Origin of the sequence: Amycolatopsis sp. MEPSY49 (genome assembly GCF_051337345.1) — a bacterium.
GTDB lineage: Bacteria > Actinomycetota > Actinomycetes > Mycobacteriales > Pseudonocardiaceae > Amycolatopsis.
Window position 1 is genome coordinate 129,157 of record NZ_JBDLYJ010000001.1, and the last position, 16,898, is coordinate 146,054.

Consider the following 16,898-nt stretch of genomic DNA (forward strand, 5'->3'; position numbering starts at 1 on the left):
CTAGTGGGCGAGGCCCGGCGGACGCTCTTCACGAGCGACCTCCGGGCCTCGCTCGTCGTGGTTCCGGCGCAGGAACGACCGGCGGCGCGGCTGCTCGTCGGAAGCGACCGGGCGGTCGGTGTCCGAGACGCGCTGCTCGGCGACCGTCGGCTCGTCGGCGGTCTCCTCCTCGGGGACGAGGATGGTCCGGCGGGCCGGCAGGACGGCGATCAGCAGACCGAGCGCGGCGACGCCGAGGTGCAGCCACGTGTCGGCGGGGCCCATGTCCATCGGGTTGCCGGCGTTGGCGAAGGGGTTGGTCGAGATGAGGCCGTCGATCATCAGGCCCCAGACGAACAGGGCGCCGTAGAAGATGAAGAGCAGCCAGCCGAACGTCCGGGCGCGGCCCGAACCGAACGCCAGCAGCAGGCCGACGACGCCGGTCACGACGCGGACCAGGCTCATGAGCGGGTTGCCGGAGAACCGCCAGAACCCGGCGTCGTGGTGGCCGGCGAAGTTCCCGACCCCGGTCCTGGTGAACCCGATGATGCCGACGACGAGGAACGCGATCCCGGCCAACCCGGCCAGCACCTGCGCCGGCTGCAGGCCGCGAACCCGGATGCGTGCGCCTTTCGCGTGAGTCATGACTCCAGTCCTTCCCAGAGTGTGGTGACGATCGTCACCGCACACAGGTACCCCGCGAACACGGGCAGCGAAACGACGGCGCTTGCCCGCAGGCCCCCGGGGCGTTCCCGAATCCGGGCCGGTTCGAGACCTATCCCACAAAGTCACCCGATTCGGGGAACGCGAGAGAGCGCTTCCGGCAATCCGGATCATGCGCAAGCTGAGCGGCATCTTCCTGGTGGGACTGTGCGTGGGGGCGATCGGCGCGGTGGCGGTCACGATCGGTCACGGTGCCGTCCAGGCGCCGCGGGCGAGCGCCGCCACCGAAGTGCTGACAACGATGTCGGAATCGGCGACCCCGAGCCCCGAGGCGACGCCGACGCCGAGTCCGACGACGACGCCCAAGGAGACGCCGAAGGCCGAACCGCCGTCCACGGTGGACGCCGCCGAGCTGGACCGGATGCTGGCCGGGGGCCACGTCAGCGCCATCGTGTTCGACCGGCAGCGCGGGGCGGCGACCGTCTCGCTGCACGCGGACCGCGGGTACACCTCGGCGTCGCTCGTGAAGCTGCTGATCGCGTTGACAGTGCTGAATCGCGGCGGGCCCACGGCGGACGTGCAGCGGATGCTGTCCCGCAGCGACGACGACCTCGCGAGCCGGTTCTGGTCGGCCTACGGCGGGCCGGCGATCGTGACGGGCTGGGCCAAGAAGATCGGCCTCACCGGCACCCAGGCGCCCGCGGATCCCGGACGGTGGGGCGACACGCGGATCACGGCCAAGGACGTGGTGAAGATCTACCAGTACGTGCTGGCGCACGGGCCCGCCGCGATCATGACCGCGCTGCGCGCCGCGACCGAGCAGGGTTCGGACGGCTTCCGGCAGTACTTCGGCATCCCGGACGCCGCCGGTGGCCGGCCGTGGGCGGTGAAGCAGGGCTGGTCCTGCTGCGGCCCGACGCGGATGCTGCACACGTCGGGTCTGGTCGGCGACGACGACCGGTACATCGTGGTGGTGCTGAGCGAGCACCCCGCCTCGGTGAGCTACGCGACGGCTTCGAAGCGCGTGACGGCGGTGGTCTCGGCCCTGCTGGCATGAGCGGCGGCGCGGGCAGCGGGTCGGCTCGACGGCGGGGCGACCCACGGCTCGGCGCAGCCCAAGCCGGCTCACGGGCTCGGCGCGCGAGCCGCTACTGGTCCGTGTCCGCCAGCGCGCCGTGCGCTCCCGACCGCGGCAGCGGCCACGGCAGCACCCCGCCGGTGGTCTCGACCTGTCGCCCGGCCGGGGCCGGCGATGACGTGTGCGCCCCGATCCACGCCAGGACGTCCGGGATCTGCGACTTGAACGTGTTCATGTTGTGGCCCGCGTCGGGCACCCGCCACGACGAAAACTGCAGCGGAGGCCGGGCCGCCGCGCGGATCTGGTCGATCGCGAAGCTCTCGTAGTTCTCCTTCTCCCCCGAAATCGCCAGGATTTCCACCGGCGACGGGTGGAGGCGGACGTTCACCCGGACGTTGTTGGCGTCGTTGATGTCCTGACGGCCGTGGAACAGGTCCTCGGTCTCCGCGTCGACCTGGGCCTTGTCGTAGCCGCTCACGCTCACCGCCTGGCCGTACCACTGGGGGTGGCGCGTCGCCAGGTTCATCGCGCAGTAGCCGCCCGAAGACCAGCCCGCGAGAGTCCACGCGCGGCGATTCGCGGACACGCCCAGCTTCTGCAGGGCCCAGTCGCGCAGGTCCGCCGTCAGGTACGTGTCGTTGGCCGTTCCGTTGACCTCGTCGACGCATTCCGTGTCGTGGCCGACCTTCGGGACGCCCGTCGGGTCCGGGACGATCACCACGGCCGGCGGCAGAACCTTCCGGGCGATCGCCGCGTCGAGCTGCTCCGGCATGTGGTAGCCACTCGTGAAGACCTCGGGGCCGGACGGGTAGTTCGGGATCCACTCGACCGCCGGGAACCGCAGTTCCTTGTACGCCGCGTCGAAGTACTGCGGGGGCAGGTAGACCGTGACGTCGCGGGTCAGCTTGGTGCGCCGGCCGGTCACCTTCATGTGGACGACCGTGCCCTTGCCCTCCTTCGCGTGCGCCACCCCCGTGTCACGCAGCTTTTCGAGGTCTTCGCCGTTCTGCGACGCCTCCGCGTCGGTGCCCTGGCCGGCGTAGGAGCCGGTGCCGAGCAGCGAGCCGACCGTTGGGAAGAACCCGCCGATCATGTTGCCCGCCATGCCGGTCGTGAGGACCAGGAGCACGACCGCGAGCAGGATCGTGGCGCTGCGCCACAGCCGCTTGCGCTTCCAGCGGTCCCAGAACCACGGGACCGCGATGATCGCGAGCAGCGTCAGCACGACCACCACGATCATGTTGACCGGCGAATCGAGCCGGATGCTGCTCAAGTTCATGGGACGGTCCTTCCGGGCGGGCAGTGAATGCGCACCCGGAACCCCCCGGACTCGCGTATATATCACGTTTGACCGGGCATGCACGTTGCGGCCCTGTGAGTTGCGTCATAGGGCCGCAACGTGCGGCGTACTCAGCGTTTTCTCAGTTCGCTTTGAAGATCACTGCGCCAAAGCGCGGGTCAGCACGGTGATGGCCTGCGTGATCGCGGCCTCGGCGGCGTGGGTCTCGCGAAGCGCGTTGACCATCACGAAGTCGTGGATGATCCCCTGGTACCGGACGGCCGTGACGGGCACACCGGCCTGACGCAGCTTCGCCGCGTACGCCTCACCTTCGTCGCGGAGCACGTCCGCCTCGCCGGTGATCACCAGCGCCGGCGGCAGGCCGGCCAGCTCGTCGAGCGACGCGCGCAGCGGCGACGCCGTGATTTCCGCGCGCTGCGCGGGATCCGTCGTGTACTGGTCCCAGAACCACTTCATGCCTTCGCGGCCGAGGAAGTAGCCCTCGGCGAACTGGTGGTACGACTCGGTGTCGAAGTTCGCGTCGGTCACCGGGTAGAAGAGCACCTGCTGCTTGAAGGTGACGTCGCCGCGCTGCTTGGCCAGGATGGTCAGCGCCGCGGTCATGTTCCCGCCGACGGAGTCGCCGGCGATCGCGATGCGCGAAGTGTCCAGGCCCTGCGAAGCACCGTTCGAAGCGACCCACTTCGCGACGGCGTAGCTCTGCTCGATGGCGACCGGGTAGCGCGCCTCCGGCGAGCGGTCGTACTCGGGGAAGACGACGGCCGCGCCGACGCCGGCCGCGAGTTCCCGCACGAGCCGCTCGTGGGTGTGGAAGTCGCCGAACACCCAGCCGGCGCCGTGGATGTAGAGGATCACCGGGAGCGGACCGTCGACCCCGGCCGGCTTGACGATCCGGGTTTCGACCTCGCCGGTCGGGCCGCCCGGGACCTTGATGACCTCGATCGACGCGTCGGCCATGGCGACGTCGCCGTCCTGGACGCCGTCGACGGCCTTGCGCCCCTCGGCCGGCGGCAGCTGGAACAGGTACGGCGGGGCGTCGGTGGCCTCGGCGAACGCCTGCGCGGCCGGTTCCAGGGCCAGGTTGTGCGGGTTGGCGGTCATGTTGTCCTCCTCGGGGCGAAGCAAGCTGATGCCATGAAGGTAGCTCGCAACTCGGTTGTGCACAACTGAATGACGCTCAATGAGATGCAGCGCACTTAAGTTGCCACGCAGTCCGATGTCGGGAACCATGGAGTGTTACGAGAGAGGAGGACGCCATGGCATCGCTGCGGCTGGACGACCAGCTCTGCTTCGGGCTGTACTCGGCGTCGCGCGCGGTGACGTCGCTGTACCGGGTCGTCCTGGAAGACCTCGACCTGACCTACCCCCAGTACCTGGTCATGCTGGCGCTCTGGGAGCGGGACCACCGCCTGGTGAAGGAGCTCGGCGCCGAGCTGAACCTCGACTCGGGCACGCTCTCGCCGCTGCTCAAGCGGCTGCAGACCGCGGGCCTGGTCGTCCGGAACCGCCAGGCCGACGACGAACGCTCGGTCCGCGTCAGCCTGAGTGATACCGGGAAAGCGTTGCAGGAGAAGGCGAAAGGCATCCCCGACGTGATCGGCACCGCGATGAGCCTCGACGACGCCGGGGTGGCCCGGCTGCGCGCCGAGCTGGACCGCCTGACCGAGTCGGTGAACGCCTACCGGGACGCGCTCTCGCCCGCGTGACCCCGGGTCACGAAGCTTCGCGTAGGCCTTCCAGCACGTCGAGAACGGCGCTTTTACCCAGGTCGACGGCCTTGCGCAGCACCTCCGGGTCGCGCTCCAGCACCGCCACGTCCGGTGACCCGTTCGGCGGCCGGACGCTCAGGATCCGCGGATCGGACGCCAAGACCTCCTCGTCCTCGACGTCCCGGCGGTAAGTGTCGCGCCACGCGGGGATCGCGCCCGGGGCCTGGCGACGCAGGAACCGCGGGACGACGACGTCGTGCACGCGCGGCGGCGGCAGCGGCAGCTCGTCCGCACGGCGGGTGCGCAGCACCAGAACGTCCGTCGCGCCCTGCTGCAACGCCGTCCGGTACGGGATCGGCTCGGCGACGCCCGCGTCGACGAACCGGCGGCCGGCCATCGGGATCGGCGGCCCGGCCAGCACCGGCATGCACGACGACGCCGCGAGCGCGACCTTGATCGCGTCGACGTCGTCCAGAAAGGGGTGCAGGTCGGTCGACTCCCCCGTGTCCGCGTCGGTGGCGAGGGGGTGGAACGTCACCGGGTTGGCCAGGATCGCCGGGAAGTCCATCGGTTCCAGCACCGAATACACCTGGTGGACGAGGTATTCGAGGTCGATCACCGCGCGGCCGCGCAGGGTGTGCAGCGGGTTGATGATCCGGCGCATGACGACCGGGTTCCACCACGTCCGGACGCCGGTCGACGAGCGGCCGCAGAGCAGCCACGCGCCGTTCAGCGCGCCGGCCGAGGAGCCGTAGACCGCGTCGAACGCCGGCGTGACGCCGAGCTCGTCCAGCGCCAGGACCATTCCGCTGGAGTACGTGCCGCGGCTGCTGCCGCCTTCGATGGCGAGCGCGAGGCGCCGGCCGTCGGTGCGTTCTCCCGGGACACTGCCCGCCGCCATCCGTTCGGAGATCAGTTCGAGTACCGGGTGCACTCCTCCCATCCTGGTCTTTTCGATCGATTAGTCGACCCGATTTATCCCACCCGAGGGGGTGAAGTGATGCGCGCCTCGTTGCACTGCAACTCGTTGCATAGCACCCTCCCAGCATGGCACTGGAGCACGCGATCCTCGTCTCGCTGTCCGAGCGCGCCGGCTCGGGCTACGAGCTCACGCGCCGCTTCGAGAAGTCGATCGGGCTCTTCTGGAGCGCCACCCACCAGCAGATCTACCGCGTGCTGAAGCGGATGGAAGAGGCCGGCTGGGTCGCCGTCGACGTCGTCGCGCAGTCGGGACGGCCGGACAAGAAGGTCTACACGGTCAGCGACGGCGGCCGCGCCGAGCTCGTCCGCTGGCTCGCCGAGCCGGACCCGACAGCCGGACCCGTGGAACTCGCCGTGAAGATCCGCGGCGCGACCTTCGGCGACCCGGCGAAGGTCGCCGAGGAGATCGTCCGGCACCGCGCAAAACACGCCGAACGCCTCGACGTCTACCGCCAGATCGAGAAGCGCGACTTCCCCGCCCCCGCGGACCTCCACGGGCAACACCTGCACCAGTACCTGGTCCTGCGCGGCGGCATCCGCGTCGAAGAAGGCCAGGTCGAGTGGTTCGACGAAGTCCTCGCCGCCCTCCACCACCCCAAGGACGCCCGATGAGCCCGTACCCGAACCTGCTGTCCCCGCTCGACCTCGGCTTCACGACGCTGGGCAACCGCGTCCTGATGGGGTCGATGCACACCGGCCTCGAGGACAAGGCCGCGCACTTCCCCGAACTGGCCGAGTACTACGCCGAACGCGCCCGCGGCGGCGTCGGGCTCATCGTCACCGGCGGCTTCGCGCCCAACCGCACCGGCTGGCTGCTGCCGCTGGCGTCGAAGCTGACGACGTCCGCCGAAGCGAAGCAGCACCGGCAGCTCACCGCGCCCGTCCACGACGCCGGCGGCAAGATCGCGCTGCAGGTCCTGCACGCGGGCCGGTACGCCTACCACCCGCTGAGCGTGTCCGCGTCGAGCATCAAGGCGCCGATCAACCCGTTCCGCCCGCGCGCGTTGACCGGCCACGGCGTCCGCAAGCAGATCGACGCCTTCGCGAACTGCGCCGCTCTCGCGCGCGAAGCGGGCTACGACGGCGTCGAGATCATGGGCTCCGAGGGCTACCTGATCAACCAGTTCCTGGCCGAGCGCACCAACAAGCGCACCGACGCCTGGGGCGGCACGCCGGAGAAGCGCCGCCGGTTCGCCGTCGAAATCGTCAAGCGCACCAGGGAAAAGGTCGGCGACGACTTCATCATCGTCTACCGGCTGTCCATGCTCGACCTCGTGCCGGGCGGCCAGCGCTGGGAAGACGTCGTCGCGCTCGCCCAAGAGGTCGAGGCGGCCGGCGCGACGATCATCAACACCGGCATCGGCTGGCACGAGGCCCGCGTGCCGACGATCGTGACGTCGGTGCCGCGCGCCGCCTTCACCTGGGTGACCGGGAAGCTCAAGCCGCACGTGGGCATCCCGGTCGTCACGTCGAACCGGATCAACATGCCGCAGGTGGCCGAGGAAGCGCTGAGCAGCGGCGACGCCGACCTCGTGTCGATGGCGCGGCCGTTCCTCGCCGACCCCGAGTGGATCCGCAAGGCCGAGACCGGCCGCGAAGACGAGATCAACACGTGCATCGCCTGCAACCAGGCCTGCCTCGACCACGCCTTCAAGCGCAAGCTCGTGTCCTGCATGGTGAATCCGCGCGCCGGCCACGAAACCAAGCTGACGCTCCTCCCCACGCGGCGGTCGAAGCACGTCGCCGTCGTCGGCGCCGGCCCCGCCGGGTTGTCCGCCGCGACCGCGCTCGCCGAACGCGGGCACAGCGTCGAGCTGTTCGAAGCCGACGACGAGATCGGCGGCCAGTTCGGCATCGCGCGGAAGATCCCCGGCAAGGAGGAGTTCGCCGAGACGATCCGCTACTACCGGCGGCGCCTCGAGGTCACCGGCGTGAAGCTGCACCTCGGAAAGCGCGCGTCCGCGGCGGAACTCACCGGGTTCGACGAGGTCGTGCTGGCCACCGGCGTCGCGCCGCGCGTGCCGTCGCTGCCCGGGATCGACCACCCGAAGGTGCTGTCGTACGTCGACGTCGTGAAGCACGGCAAGCCGGTCGGCGAGCGGGTCGCCGTGATCGGGGCGGGCGGGATCGGCGTCGACGTCAGCGAATTCCTCACGCACACGGACTCGCCGGCGCTCGACCTCGACGCGTGGATGACCGAGTGGGGTGTCACCGACCCGGAACAGGCGCCGGGTGGGCTCGCCCAGCCGAAGCCCGAGCCGTCGCCGCGGCGGGTGTACCTGCTGCAGCGCAAGAAGTCCGGGATCGGTTCCGGGCTCGGCAAGACGTCGGGCTGGGTGCACCGGGCCGCGCTCAAGGCGAAGCGCGTCGAGCAGATCCCGGGCGTGGCGTACGAGAAGATCGACGACGCCGGCCTGCACCTCACCGTCGACGGCACCCCGCGGCTGCTCGAAGTCGACACGGTCGTCGTCTGCGCCGGTCAGGAGCCCGTGCGGGACCTCGCGGACGAACTGCGGGCCGCCGGCCTGCCGGTGCACCTGATCGGCGGCGCCGACGTCGCCGCGGAACTCGACGCGAAACGCGCGATCGACCAGGGAACGAGGCTCGCCGCCGCGCTGTAGCCCGATAAGCGTCCGGCACTGGCAGGATGGGCCCCGTGCGAGACGTATGCGTGATCGGGCTCGGGCTGATCGGCGGGTCGCTGCTGCGCGCGGCGGCCGCCAGCGGCCGCACGGCGTTCGGCGCCGCGGTTTCCGAAGTGGACGCCGACGCGGCCAGCCGAGCGGGTTACGACGTCACGACGGACGTCGAAGCCGCGTTGCACCGGGCCGCCGCCGCCGACGCGATGGTCGTGCTGGCCGTGCCGCTGCCCGCCGTCGAAGACCTGCTGCGCCTGGTGTCCCAGCACGCGTCGCACTGCCTGCTCACCGACGTGACCAGCGTGAAAGCGCCGGTCCTGGACGCCGTCCGCCGTCGCGTGCCGTACACGCGGTACGTCGGCGGGCACCCGATGGCCGGGACGTCGAACTCGGGCTGGCTGGCCGGGGACGCCGCGCTGTTCCAGGGCGCCGCCTGGGTCGTCACCGTCGAGGAGGACACCGACCTCGAGGCGTGGGCCGAGGTCGCGGGGTTCGTGCTCGACGTCGGGGCGCACGTCGTGCCGCTGCCCGCCGAGTCGCACGACGAAGCCGTCGCCCGGATCTCGCACCTGCCGCACCTGTTCGCAGCGATCCTCGCCACGATCGGCGCCGAGGGCGGGCCGCTCGCCATGTCGCTGGCCGCCGGGTCCTACCGCGACGGCACGCGGGTCGCGGGTTCGAACCCGCACCTCGTCCGCGCGATGACCGAGGGCAACCGGGACGCGCTGCTGCCGATCGTCGACGAGGCTCTCGGCCGGCTCGGCGCCGCGCGCGGCTCGCTCGCGTCGACCGGCGGGCTGGCGGCCACGATCAACGCGGGGTACGAAGGCGCGCAGGCGCTCGCCGCCAGCCTGGATGTCGACCGCGCCGGCGTCCGGATCAGCCTTTCGGCACCGGACGCGCGGCAGGGCCTGATCGCGCTCGGCGAGCGCGGCGGCCGGATCACCGGCCTTGCGGACGGGATCGCGACCGGCGAGGTCCAGTAGCTACTGAGCGGGCGGGTTGTCCGGCGTGTCGTCGAACTTGTTGAGGAAGTCCTTCGCCTTCTCGACACCGCTGTCGATCTGCGAGTCGTGGCCGGCGAACTTGGACTTCGCGAAGTCCGCCGCCTTGTCCAGGCCCTCCTCGATCTTGTCGTTGTGCTCGCGCAGGGCCTCTTCGGCCTTGCCCTTCAACGCGTCGAAGTCGATTCCCATGCGGCAATTGAACAGCACGGACCTCAGGTGCGCCTGTGGTACGGCAGGAACCGCCGGACCAGCCGCAACGGCGTGCGTTCCACCAGGTCGGGCCCGCGGACGGCGTCGAACGCCGACTCCAGCTGGTCGACCACGCCGGCGAGCTGCGGGCTGTCCGGCAGCGGCACCGACCGCGGCTCGCGCTGTTCGCGGATCGCCGACGCCAGCTCGTCCAAGGCGGCGGTCAGCAGCTCGATGTCAGCCGGCGCCGGTGGCGCCACCCCGCGGCCGATCGTCACGCCGACTTCGGTGACGGCGTCGGCCACGCGTTCCTGCGCCGCGATGACCGGCCACCACGCCACCGCCTGGCGGCCGTTCGCCGACGGCTCGACGACGACCTGCTGGAACGCCGTCCGCAGGTCGGCCAGCGCCCGGTAGGCACCGCGACGAGCCCGCGACCGCGCGAGCCGGGCGTCCCCGGACGACGCCTCGACCAGCGCGCACGAGACGTACTTCGCGACCGCGTCCAGCCCGTCGGCCAGCCGCCCGCCGACCTGCGGACGGCGGCTGCCCGGCCAGAGCAGGTAGCCGAAGACGAGCACGATCGCGCAACCCAGGACGGTGTCGACCAGCCGCGCGACCACGACGTCCCAGCTGCCGGTGTTCGCCAGGTCCATCTGCAGGATGATCAACGGCGTCACGAAGGCGCTGAGGATGCCGTAGTTGCGCACCTTCCCGACCGCGACCCCGCCGGCGAAGACCGCGATCAGCGCGACCAGCAGCCAGCCGTGCCCGCCGACGCCGAGCACGACGGCACCCACGCCGACGCCGACGACCGTCCCGATCCCGCGCAGCACCGCCCGGCCGAACACCGAGCCGAAGTCGGGCTTGAGCACGATCCCGACGGTCAGGGTGATCCAGTAGGACCGCTCGAACGGCACGAGCAGCCCGACGACCTCGGCGATCGCGACGCACAGGGTCAGCCGCAGCGCGGCGATCCAGGTCAGCGGGCCGGACGCCAGCGAGCCCGCCCACGTCCGCAGGCGCCGGTACCACGGCGTCGGCTCGCGGCGCTTGCGGTCGTCGCCCTTGCCGATCCGGACCAGGCCGGCGTACAGCGCGGCGAGCAGCGGGTCGCCTTCGTCGGCCGGCTTCGGCGGCGGCTCCGGCAGCGGCTGGCTGGCCAGCACCGACGCCGACAGCGCGACGAAGTGGTCGATGACGTCCTGCGGCGGGCGGCGGCCGGCGTTGACCATCGCGACCGACGCCTCGACCGCGGGCGTCGTCGCCGAAAGCAGGTTGAGCAGTTGCCGGTAGGCGGCGTCGCGGCCGGACAGCCACGAGCGCGCGGTGAGCAGCTGGTCGTAGGCGGTGTTCATGGCCGTGGTCAGCCGGTGGCGGGCGACGCGCGAGACGGCTTCGTCGGTCGCCGAGAGCATCGCGGCCAGCTCGACGTACACGTGCGCGACGGCCGAGCGTTCGGGGCTGGTCGCCCGGAACGTCCAGCTGGCGAGCGCGACGAGGAAGCTCCAGGCGGCGCCGAGGCAGAAGAAGCCGAACAGGACTTCGACGCGCACGCCGGTCGCGTGCTGGCCGGTGCCGAGCACGCAGAACACGAACATCTGCAGCCCGGCGACCGAGGCGTTGCTGCCGGCCGCGCTGATCAGCGCGGACACCGCCGCGACCAGGATCACCGCCGGCACGGACAGCGCGGGCGTGCCGCCGGTGAGCAGCCCGACGAGGTACCCGGCGGTCGCGGCGAGCGTCGCGCCGCCCAGGCGTCGCGCGCGGTAGCGGTAGGGACCGGCCGATTCGGACAGCACGGCGGGCAGCGCACCGGTCGAGATCAGGGCGCCGACCGCGATGTCGCCGGCCGCGTAGGCGATCGCGAGCGGCACGGCCAGCGCGAGAACGGCGCGGGCGACCATGTTCCACGGCACCGGGACCGGCTTGCTGCGCAGGAGCTGGGTCAGCCAGTGCGGCGCGGCGAGGTCGGGACGCGGCGTGCTCACGCCCCCATCTTGACCTACGCTGCCGGGAACGCTTAATTATCAATCTGTCAACAACGTGGGAGGTTCCGGTGGGCCGCAAGTTCTCCTTCGAGGTCAACCGCACGAGCACGGCACCGCCGGAGGCGCTGTTCGCGCGCGAGGCCGAAGGCCCGCGCTGGGCGGAGTGGGGAAAGCCACTCATCGTCCAGGCCCGCTGGAAGCGGCCCGGCCCCGGCGTCGGCGCCGTCCGCGAGGTCGGCCTCTGGCCGGTGCTGATCCGCGAGGAAACGGTCGAGTACGAGCCCGGCCGCAAGCACGTCTACACGTTCTTCGGCGCCAACCCGATCAAGGACTACCGCGCCGAGGTGCTCCTCACCCCCACCGCCGACGGCGGCACGCACCTGCGGTGGACCGGCTCGTTCACCGAGCCGGTCAAGGGCAGCGGCCCGGCACTCGCCGCCGGGCTGCGCGCGGTGATCCGGCTGTTCTCGGGCAAGCTCGTCAAGGCGGCCGAAACCGGGCGCTGACCTGCGTGGTCCGCGCCACACGCGATCAACGCCGCGCACCACCCCCACGTCACCCGATCGGGTAATTCCGAGAGGGGGACGTGGATGAAGCGCGTGGCAGCGGTGGTCGTCGCGGCGGCACTGGCTTTGACGGCCTGTTCGGCGACCGAGCCGGACCAGCGGGAGTTCGGCACCAGCCAGCCGAACCCGGCACCCGGCGGCGGGCCCGGGGCGACGACGTCGGCGCCGTACCCGTTCGGCACGGTCCAGCAGAAGGCGCCGGCCGTCGAGAACGGCCAGGTCCCGGTGGTCCGCCGGATCACCACCGACAAGCCGTACGTCTTCCTCACCATGGACGACGGCGCGGTCAAGGACCCCGACGCGCTGAAGCTCATGCAGCAGAACGGCACCCACCCGGTGCTGTTCCTGAACCAGAAGTACGTGAAGGGCCACGAGGCCTACTTCAAGCAGATCCTCGACGCCACCGGCGCGACGCTCGGCGACCACACGGTCGACCACCCGAACCTCAAGGGCAAGCCGTTCGAGTTCCAGCGCAAGGAGATCTGCGACGACGCCGACGACTTCGCGACGGAGCTCGGCGTGCGGCCGTCGCTCTTCCGGCCGCCGTTCGGCAACTACGACCAGAACACCCTGCGCGCGGCGGCCGCGTGCGGGATGCGCGCCGCGGTGCTGTGGACGGCCGCGGTCAACGACGGCCACGTCCAGTTCCAGGCCGGCGACAAGCTCAAGCCCGGCGACATCGTGCTGATGCACTTCCGCAAGACCTTCGAAGAGGACTACACGGCGTTCGTCGAGCAGGCGAAGAAGGACGGGCTGACCCCCGTCCCCCTGGCCGACTTCCTCGGTTAGAGCACCACCGTCGGCGTCACGACCGTCCGGCGGCACGACACGTCACCGAGGTGCACGAGGATCTGCGTCGTCCCGCGCGGCACGTTGTCCAGCACGAACCGGCCGCCTTCGTCGGCGGTCGTGGACGTCGTGCCGTGCTCGGCGACGCGCACCTCGACGCCGTACTGGCCGGCGGGCACCAGCCAGCCGTCGATGCGGTGCAGCTTGCCCATCTTGGTCAGGTTGATCATCACCGTCAGGTCGCTGACGGTGAACGTGATCGTCCCGGTGCCGCCGCCGCGCACGCCGGCGAGGTTGTCCAGCCGCTCCCACCGCGCGACCTCGACGTCGAGGTCTTCGAGGGCGAGCGCGAACTGGACCCGCTGCACCAGGTCACCCGGTGGCGGGTCCAGCTCGTCGAGGAAACGGCCGATGTCGGCCAGGATCATGTCGTCGGAAAAGGCCTCGCCCGGCGCTCCGAGGTCGTTCATCGGCTTCCCCCTTCACTGGCGAGGAGATCGCGCATCTGGTCGAGGCAGCGCCCCCTGGTCGGTCCGACACTGCCGCGTGGCATGCGCAGCGCCTCGGCGACGAGCTGGTACTCCGCGCGGCCCGCGAGGACGGTCAGCCGGAGCAGTTCCTGACAGCGTTGGGGCAGCCGGACGAAGGCGCGCCAGACCCGGCGGTCGCGGTCGGCGCGGACGGCTTCGTCTTCGGGTGCCGGTTGGGTGCTCGGCATGGCCTCGGCGACCTCGTCGCTCAAGGGCACCGGCTGGATGCGGCGGCCGAAGGGGTGGGTGGCTTCGCGCCGGGTGGTCGTGATGAGCCAGGCGGCGAGGGCCTTGGGGTCACGGAGCTTGCCGAGCTGGCTGAACAGCGCCAGCCACACGGTCTGCACGACGTCCTCGGCGACCGAGCGGTCGAGGCCGTTGGCGCGGGCGACGTGCCAGACGAGCGGGGTCAGCTCGGCGACCAGGCGGTCCATCGCCCGGCGGTCGCCGTCCCGGGCCGCCCGCATGCAGGCGGCGTGCAGCTCGGCGCCGGTCAGGCCTTCCCACGGCGGGTCTACCTCGGTGGTCTGCACGTCGGTCACGGTATCTGCCCCTCTTCGGAAAAGTCTTCGAGTCGGCAACGGCAGTATCGCGGGTCCTTCGGGGGGAAGGAGCGTGCAGGTGGATCTCGGATACATCAAGTCACTTACTTCGTCGGTCGCGCTCCGGTCAAATGACGATCGAGGGAGGTACCGGCCGACGCGAGCGGGTGAACCCGCGCCGACCGGTACTCCCCTCCCTCAAGGACCCGCTCCCCAACGGGCCCCGCCGGATGTCCCCTCCCCCGAAGAGCACCCGGCCTACGGTGTCCGGTAGCCCCCTCGGCTCCCGGCCACCGCGCATCTGTCGAACTCGGCACCCCCTGCCTCGTTCCCATCTCCGTGCTTGGCTGCCCCACAGGACGCAGTGGCGACACCGCCAGATACCGGAATCTCCGAGTTTTTTCGAAGATCGACGCAGCGCGGCTAACCGATCACGGGGAGTGCCAGGTTTCGCGCCCAGCGGGCGTATCCGGCGGGTCCGGGGTGGAAGTTGTCGGAGGCGAAGGCGGCCGGGTCGAGCAGGGCGGGGTCCATCGGCACGTGCCGGACGCCGGGGAGCTTCGCCAGCGCCACGGCCGCCTTGTCGAGGGCGGTCGAGCGGGCGGCGAGGACGTCCCGCAGCGGCCGCGGCAGCGCCGGGAAGCGGGACATCGGCGGCACCCCGGCCAGCAGGACGTCGACCGGGCCGAGCCGCCGCCGCAGCTCGACGACCAGTTCGAGCAGGTCACGGCGGTAGGCGGGAGCCGTCCGGAGCTCGATGGTGTCGTTGACGCCGAGGGCGACCACGACCAGGTCGGCCGGGCGCAGCAGCGGGACCAGCTCGGCGCGGACGACCCGGGCGTTGGCGCCGGTCCGCCCGGCCGCCTGCCAGCGCACCGCCCGGCCGCCGCGGGCGAGTTCGCGGGCGAGGCAGCCAGTGAGCGCTTCCTCGTGGGTCGCCGCGCCGACGCCGTCCACTGTGGACTCGCCGAGCACGGCCAGGCGGAACGGCTCACCGGTTCCCGGCACGAGCCCCTCGGTCGGTCCCGCGGCGCCCGGGAGCCGCGGGGTCGTGCGCTTGACGTACAGGGCTTGAGCCAGGATCACCATGGCTCGATTAGAACAGCGGCGCGAAGCGCCTCCGTTGAGGGCGGTGGCGGGGAGGAAGGCGGAGGCTAGCCGTGGGCGATCGAGACTTTCGCCCTGATCAGCGTGGGGTCCGCCACGGCGTCGAGCAGGTACGCGGCGACGTCGGCCCGCCGGATGGTGAAGGTGCGGACGTTCCCGTCGAGCCGGCTCGCGACCTTGCCCGTGCGGGGACCGTTCAGGAGCATCGGCGGGCGGACGACCGTCCAGTCCACACCGGACGCCGTGACGACGTCCTCCATCGCCAGCATGTCGGCCCAGCCGTGCTTGAGGAACGTGTTGAGCAGCGGCTTCACGAGCGTGCGGGTGAAGAAGCCGTCCCCTTCGGTGTGCATGCCGCTCGCGCTGACCACCAGCAGGCGTTTCGCGCCGGCCTCGAGCGCCGCGCGGGCACCGTCCACGCAGACCGTCGTCGGCCCACGGTCGCGGGAGCCGACCGCCGAGATGACCGCGTCACGGCCCTCGATCGCGGCGGCCAGCTTGTCGTGGTCGTGCAGGCCGGCGACGACGACGTGGGCCGGCAACCGCAGCTTCGCGGGATCGCGGACCACGGCCGTGACGCCCCAGCCGCGCTCCAGCGCCTGCTTGACGACCTCGCCGCCGACGCCGCCGGTCGCCCCCAGAACGGTGATCTTCATGGTGGTTCCTCCTCGGTTAGTGAACACTCACCAGGTAGGGTGAGTGTTCACTAACCACGCTGAGAACGCACTCAGGAGCCGTCATGGGAAGCCGTGAGGAGATCGTCGCCGCGGCCGCGAAGGTGATGCGCGAGCAGGGCTACGCCCACGCGACCACCAAGGTCATCGCGCGGACCGCGGGCTACTCGGAGGCGATGCTCTACAAGCACTTCCGCGACAAGACCGACCTGTTCCTCAGCGTCATGGCCGAGGAGCTGCCGGCGCTGGGCGCGACCCTGGCGAAGCTGACCGCGGACCCCGGGCAGGCGTCGCTGCGGGACAACCTCGTCCGCGTCGCCCGGCTCGGCCTGGCCTTCTACCTCGAGGGCTTCCCGATCGCGGTCTCGGTGTTCTCGTCCCGCGAGCTGCTCCGGAACCACCGTGAGCGGATGGGCTCGACCGGCCCGCGCATGCCGTTGAAAGGTGTCGCCGACTACCTGCGCGCCGAGCAGGCGCTGGGCCGGATCAAGCCCGAGGCCGACGTCGAAGCGGCCGCGTCCCTGCTGCTCGGCGCGTGCTTCCAGCAGGCGTTCCTGGCCACCTTCGAGGAGAGCGAGCCGGCCGAACTCGCCGGCCGGCTGGCGGCCACCCTGCTCGCCGCGCTTTAGGCGTTCTTCTCTTCGCGGAGCTTGTGCCAGCGCTCGTACATGCCGTTGAGCTCGACCAGCATGAACGACAGGAAGTCCCGCATCTCGGCGAGCCGCTTCCCCGCCGGCGAGTCCTCGCCGAGCGCTTCGATGCCGTTCTCGGCCGCGTCGCGCCACATGATGATCATGCGGTCGCGCTTGAGGAACGTGGCGTACCAGAGGTCGTCGTAGAGGCGGTAGTGGTCGCGGCGCTCGCCGGGCTCGCGCTCCTTGGCGACCAGGCCGATCTGTTCGAGGAAGCGGACCGCGCCCGAGATCGCGGCCGGGCTTACCGACAGCTGCGAAGCCAGGTCGGCGGCGGTCAGGCGGCCCTCGTCGGTGGTCATCAGCGCGGCGAACACCCGCGCGGCCATGCGCTGCATCCCGATCTGCGAAAGCACGAGCGCGAGGCTTTCGACGTAACGGCGGACGGCGTCTTCGTCTCTCTTCGTGTCAGGCGTCGTCATCGGCCCCATCCTTCCGTACCCATCCCCCAAGATCACTCAA

General features: G+C 71.1%; 19 protein-coding genes. 8 read left to right on the forward strand and 11 right to left on the reverse strand.

Going from position 1 to position 16,898, the window contains the following annotated elements:
- Positions 1 to 624 carry a DUF4383 domain-containing protein gene (locus ABFJ78_RS00710; protein ID WP_436383550.1) on the reverse strand — a complete coding sequence of 208 codons (624 nt, stop codon included), beginning with the start codon at positions 622 to 624 and terminating at the stop codon, positions 1 to 3.
- Positions 625 to 814: 190 nt separating this feature from the next.
- Between ABFJ78_RS00710 and ABFJ78_RS00715 the strand changes: the two genes are divergently transcribed.
- Positions 815 to 1,699: a hypothetical protein gene (locus tag ABFJ78_RS00715; protein WP_436383551.1), complete on the forward strand. Its 885-nt coding sequence runs from the start codon at positions 815 to 817 to the stop codon at positions 1,697 to 1,699.
- 91 nt (positions 1,700 to 1,790) lie between these two features.
- Here the strand turns inward: ABFJ78_RS00715 and ABFJ78_RS00720 are convergent, their stop codons facing one another.
- Both ABFJ78_RS00720 and ABFJ78_RS00725 read right to left on the reverse strand, forming a co-directional pair.
- Entirely contained in the window at positions 1,791 to 2,999 is a 1,209-nt protein-coding gene (locus ABFJ78_RS00720; protein WP_436383552.1) for an alpha/beta hydrolase, read from the reverse strand.
- Positions 3,000 to 3,158: 159 nt separating this feature from the next.
- Positions 3,159 to 4,121, reverse strand: a complete 963-nt coding sequence (locus tag ABFJ78_RS00725; RefSeq protein WP_436383553.1) for an alpha/beta hydrolase — start codon at positions 4,119 to 4,121, stop codon at positions 3,159 to 3,161.
- Positions 4,122 to 4,276: 155 nt separating this feature from the next.
- Between ABFJ78_RS00725 and ABFJ78_RS00730 the strand changes: the two genes are divergently transcribed.
- Positions 4,277 to 4,726: a MarR family winged helix-turn-helix transcriptional regulator gene (locus tag ABFJ78_RS00730; RefSeq protein ID WP_436383554.1), complete on the forward strand. Its 450-nt coding sequence runs from the start codon at positions 4,277 to 4,279 to the stop codon at positions 4,724 to 4,726.
- A gap of 7 nt (positions 4,727 to 4,733) precedes the next feature.
- Here the strand turns inward: ABFJ78_RS00730 and ABFJ78_RS00735 are convergent, their stop codons facing one another.
- Positions 4,734 to 5,672: a patatin-like phospholipase family protein gene (locus tag ABFJ78_RS00735; RefSeq protein WP_436383556.1), complete on the reverse strand. Its 939-nt coding sequence runs from the start codon at positions 5,670 to 5,672 to the stop codon at positions 4,734 to 4,736.
- A 104-nt stretch (positions 5,673 to 5,776) separates the two neighbouring features.
- On the opposite strand from ABFJ78_RS00735, the gene ABFJ78_RS00740 reads away from it, so the two are divergent.
- The 3 genes from ABFJ78_RS00740 to ABFJ78_RS00750 are packed head-to-tail and all read left to right on the forward strand — an operon-like array spanning position 5,777 to position 9,335.
- A complete protein-coding gene (locus tag ABFJ78_RS00740; RefSeq protein WP_436383557.1) occupies positions 5,777 to 6,322 on the forward strand; it encodes a PadR family transcriptional regulator in 546 nt (181 codons plus the stop codon).
- The gene (locus tag ABFJ78_RS00745) at positions 6,319 to 8,331 is read left to right on the forward strand and encodes an FAD-dependent oxidoreductase (RefSeq protein ID WP_436383558.1); all 2,013 of its coding nucleotides are present in this window, start codon (positions 6,319 to 6,321) and stop codon (positions 8,329 to 8,331) included. Before ABFJ78_RS00740 ends, ABFJ78_RS00745 begins: the two co-directional genes overlap by 4 nt.
- A gap of 50 nt (positions 8,332 to 8,381) precedes the next feature.
- The gene (locus tag ABFJ78_RS00750; RefSeq protein WP_436385349.1) at positions 8,382 to 9,335 is read left to right on the forward strand and encodes a prephenate dehydrogenase; all 954 of its coding nucleotides are present in this window, start codon (positions 8,382 to 8,384) and stop codon (positions 9,333 to 9,335) included.
- Here the strand turns inward: ABFJ78_RS00750 and ABFJ78_RS00755 are convergent, their stop codons facing one another.
- Positions 9,336 to 9,545 carry an antitoxin gene (locus tag ABFJ78_RS00755; RefSeq protein WP_436383559.1) on the reverse strand — a complete coding sequence of 70 codons (210 nt, stop codon included), beginning with the start codon at positions 9,543 to 9,545 and terminating at the stop codon, positions 9,336 to 9,338.
- A gap of 23 nt (positions 9,546 to 9,568) precedes the next feature.
- Positions 9,569 to 11,536, reverse strand: coding sequence for an FUSC family protein (locus ABFJ78_RS00760; protein ID WP_436383561.1), 1,968 nt, complete (start codon positions 11,534 to 11,536; stop codon positions 9,569 to 9,571).
- Positions 11,537 to 11,604: 68 nt separating this feature from the next.
- Between ABFJ78_RS00760 and ABFJ78_RS00765 the strand changes: the two genes are divergently transcribed.
- Positions 11,605 to 12,042 carry an SRPBCC family protein gene (locus tag ABFJ78_RS00765; RefSeq protein WP_086673582.1) on the forward strand — a complete coding sequence of 146 codons (438 nt, stop codon included), beginning with the start codon at positions 11,605 to 11,607 and terminating at the stop codon, positions 12,040 to 12,042.
- Positions 12,043 to 12,144: 102 nt separating this feature from the next.
- On the forward strand, positions 12,145 to 12,891 hold the full coding sequence (locus tag ABFJ78_RS00770; RefSeq protein ID WP_436385350.1) for a polysaccharide deacetylase family protein: 747 nt from the start codon (positions 12,145 to 12,147) through the stop codon (positions 12,889 to 12,891).
- Here ABFJ78_RS00770 and ABFJ78_RS00775 read toward each other — a convergent pair.
- From ABFJ78_RS00775 to ABFJ78_RS00790, 4 genes are all read right to left on the reverse strand, one after another.
- Positions 12,888 to 13,361 (reverse strand): carboxypeptidase regulatory-like domain-containing protein, encoded by a 474-nt coding sequence (locus ABFJ78_RS00775; RefSeq protein WP_436383562.1) that lies wholly within the window; start codon positions 13,359 to 13,361, stop codon positions 12,888 to 12,890. The two genes, ABFJ78_RS00770 and ABFJ78_RS00775, sit on opposite strands and share 4 nt — an antisense overlap.
- Positions 13,358 to 13,963 carry an RNA polymerase sigma factor gene (locus tag ABFJ78_RS00780; RefSeq protein ID WP_086673579.1) on the reverse strand — a complete coding sequence of 202 codons (606 nt, stop codon included), beginning with the start codon at positions 13,961 to 13,963 and terminating at the stop codon, positions 13,358 to 13,360. Before ABFJ78_RS00780 ends, ABFJ78_RS00775 begins: the two co-directional genes overlap by 4 nt.
- 423 nt (positions 13,964 to 14,386) lie before the next feature.
- Positions 14,387 to 15,052, reverse strand: coding sequence for an SGNH/GDSL hydrolase family protein (locus ABFJ78_RS00785; RefSeq protein WP_436383564.1), 666 nt, complete (start codon positions 15,050 to 15,052; stop codon positions 14,387 to 14,389).
- 65 nt (positions 15,053 to 15,117) lie between these two features.
- Positions 15,118 to 15,726, reverse strand: coding sequence for an NAD(P)-dependent oxidoreductase (locus ABFJ78_RS00790; RefSeq protein ID WP_436383566.1), 609 nt, complete (start codon positions 15,724 to 15,726; stop codon positions 15,118 to 15,120).
- A gap of 83 nt (positions 15,727 to 15,809) precedes the next feature.
- Here ABFJ78_RS00790 and ABFJ78_RS00795 point away from each other — a divergent pair, with 83 nt between their 5' ends.
- Positions 15,810 to 16,373: a TetR/AcrR family transcriptional regulator gene (locus ABFJ78_RS00795; protein WP_436383568.1), complete on the forward strand. Its 564-nt coding sequence runs from the start codon at positions 15,810 to 15,812 to the stop codon at positions 16,371 to 16,373.
- Here the strand turns inward: ABFJ78_RS00795 and ABFJ78_RS00800 are convergent.
- Positions 16,370 to 16,858 (reverse strand): GbsR/MarR family transcriptional regulator, encoded by a 489-nt coding sequence (locus ABFJ78_RS00800; RefSeq protein WP_436383570.1) that lies wholly within the window; start codon positions 16,856 to 16,858, stop codon positions 16,370 to 16,372. The genes ABFJ78_RS00795 and ABFJ78_RS00800 overlap by 4 nt on opposite strands.
- Positions 16,859 to 16,898: the final 40 nt, after the last annotated feature.

Coding starts and splice junctions, on each gene's coding strand:
- ABFJ78_RS00710 (WP_436383550.1), bottom strand. CDS start 624: ATGACTCACGCGAAAGGCGCACGCATCCGGGTTCGCGGCCTGCAGCCG.
- ABFJ78_RS00775 (WP_436383562.1), bottom strand. CDS start 13,361: ATGAACGACCTCGGAGCGCCGGGCGAGGCCTTTTCCGACGACATGATC.
- ABFJ78_RS00720 (WP_436383552.1), bottom strand. CDS start 2,999: ATGAACTTGAGCAGCATCCGGCTCGATTCGCCGGTCAACATGATCGTG.
- ABFJ78_RS00790 (WP_436383566.1), bottom strand. CDS start 15,726: ATGAAGATCACCGTTCTGGGGGCGACCGGCGGCGTCGGCGGCGAGGTC.
- ABFJ78_RS00800 (WP_436383570.1), bottom strand. CDS start 16,858: ATGACGACGCCTGACACGAAGAGAGACGAAGACGCCGTCCGCCGTTAC.
- ABFJ78_RS00795 (WP_436383568.1), top strand. CDS start 15,810: ATGGGAAGCCGTGAGGAGATCGTCGCCGCGGCCGCGAAGGTGATGCGC.
- ABFJ78_RS00715 (WP_436383551.1), top strand. CDS start 815: ATGCGCAAGCTGAGCGGCATCTTCCTGGTGGGACTGTGCGTGGGGGCG.
- ABFJ78_RS00725 (WP_436383553.1), bottom strand. CDS start 4,121: ATGACCGCCAACCCGCACAACCTGGCCCTGGAACCGGCCGCGCAGGCG.
- ABFJ78_RS00735 (WP_436383556.1), bottom strand. CDS start 5,672: ATGGGAGGAGTGCACCCGGTACTCGAACTGATCTCCGAACGGATGGCG.
- ABFJ78_RS00745 (WP_436383558.1), top strand. CDS start 6,319: ATGAGCCCGTACCCGAACCTGCTGTCCCCGCTCGACCTCGGCTTCACG.
- ABFJ78_RS00730 (WP_436383554.1), top strand. CDS start 4,277: ATGGCATCGCTGCGGCTGGACGACCAGCTCTGCTTCGGGCTGTACTCG.
- ABFJ78_RS00740 (WP_436383557.1), top strand. CDS start 5,777: ATGGCACTGGAGCACGCGATCCTCGTCTCGCTGTCCGAGCGCGCCGGC.
- ABFJ78_RS00785 (WP_436383564.1), bottom strand. CDS start 15,052: ATGGTGATCCTGGCTCAAGCCCTGTACGTCAAGCGCACGACCCCGCGG.
- ABFJ78_RS00755 (WP_436383559.1), bottom strand. CDS start 9,545: ATGGGAATCGACTTCGACGCGTTGAAGGGCAAGGCCGAAGAGGCCCTG.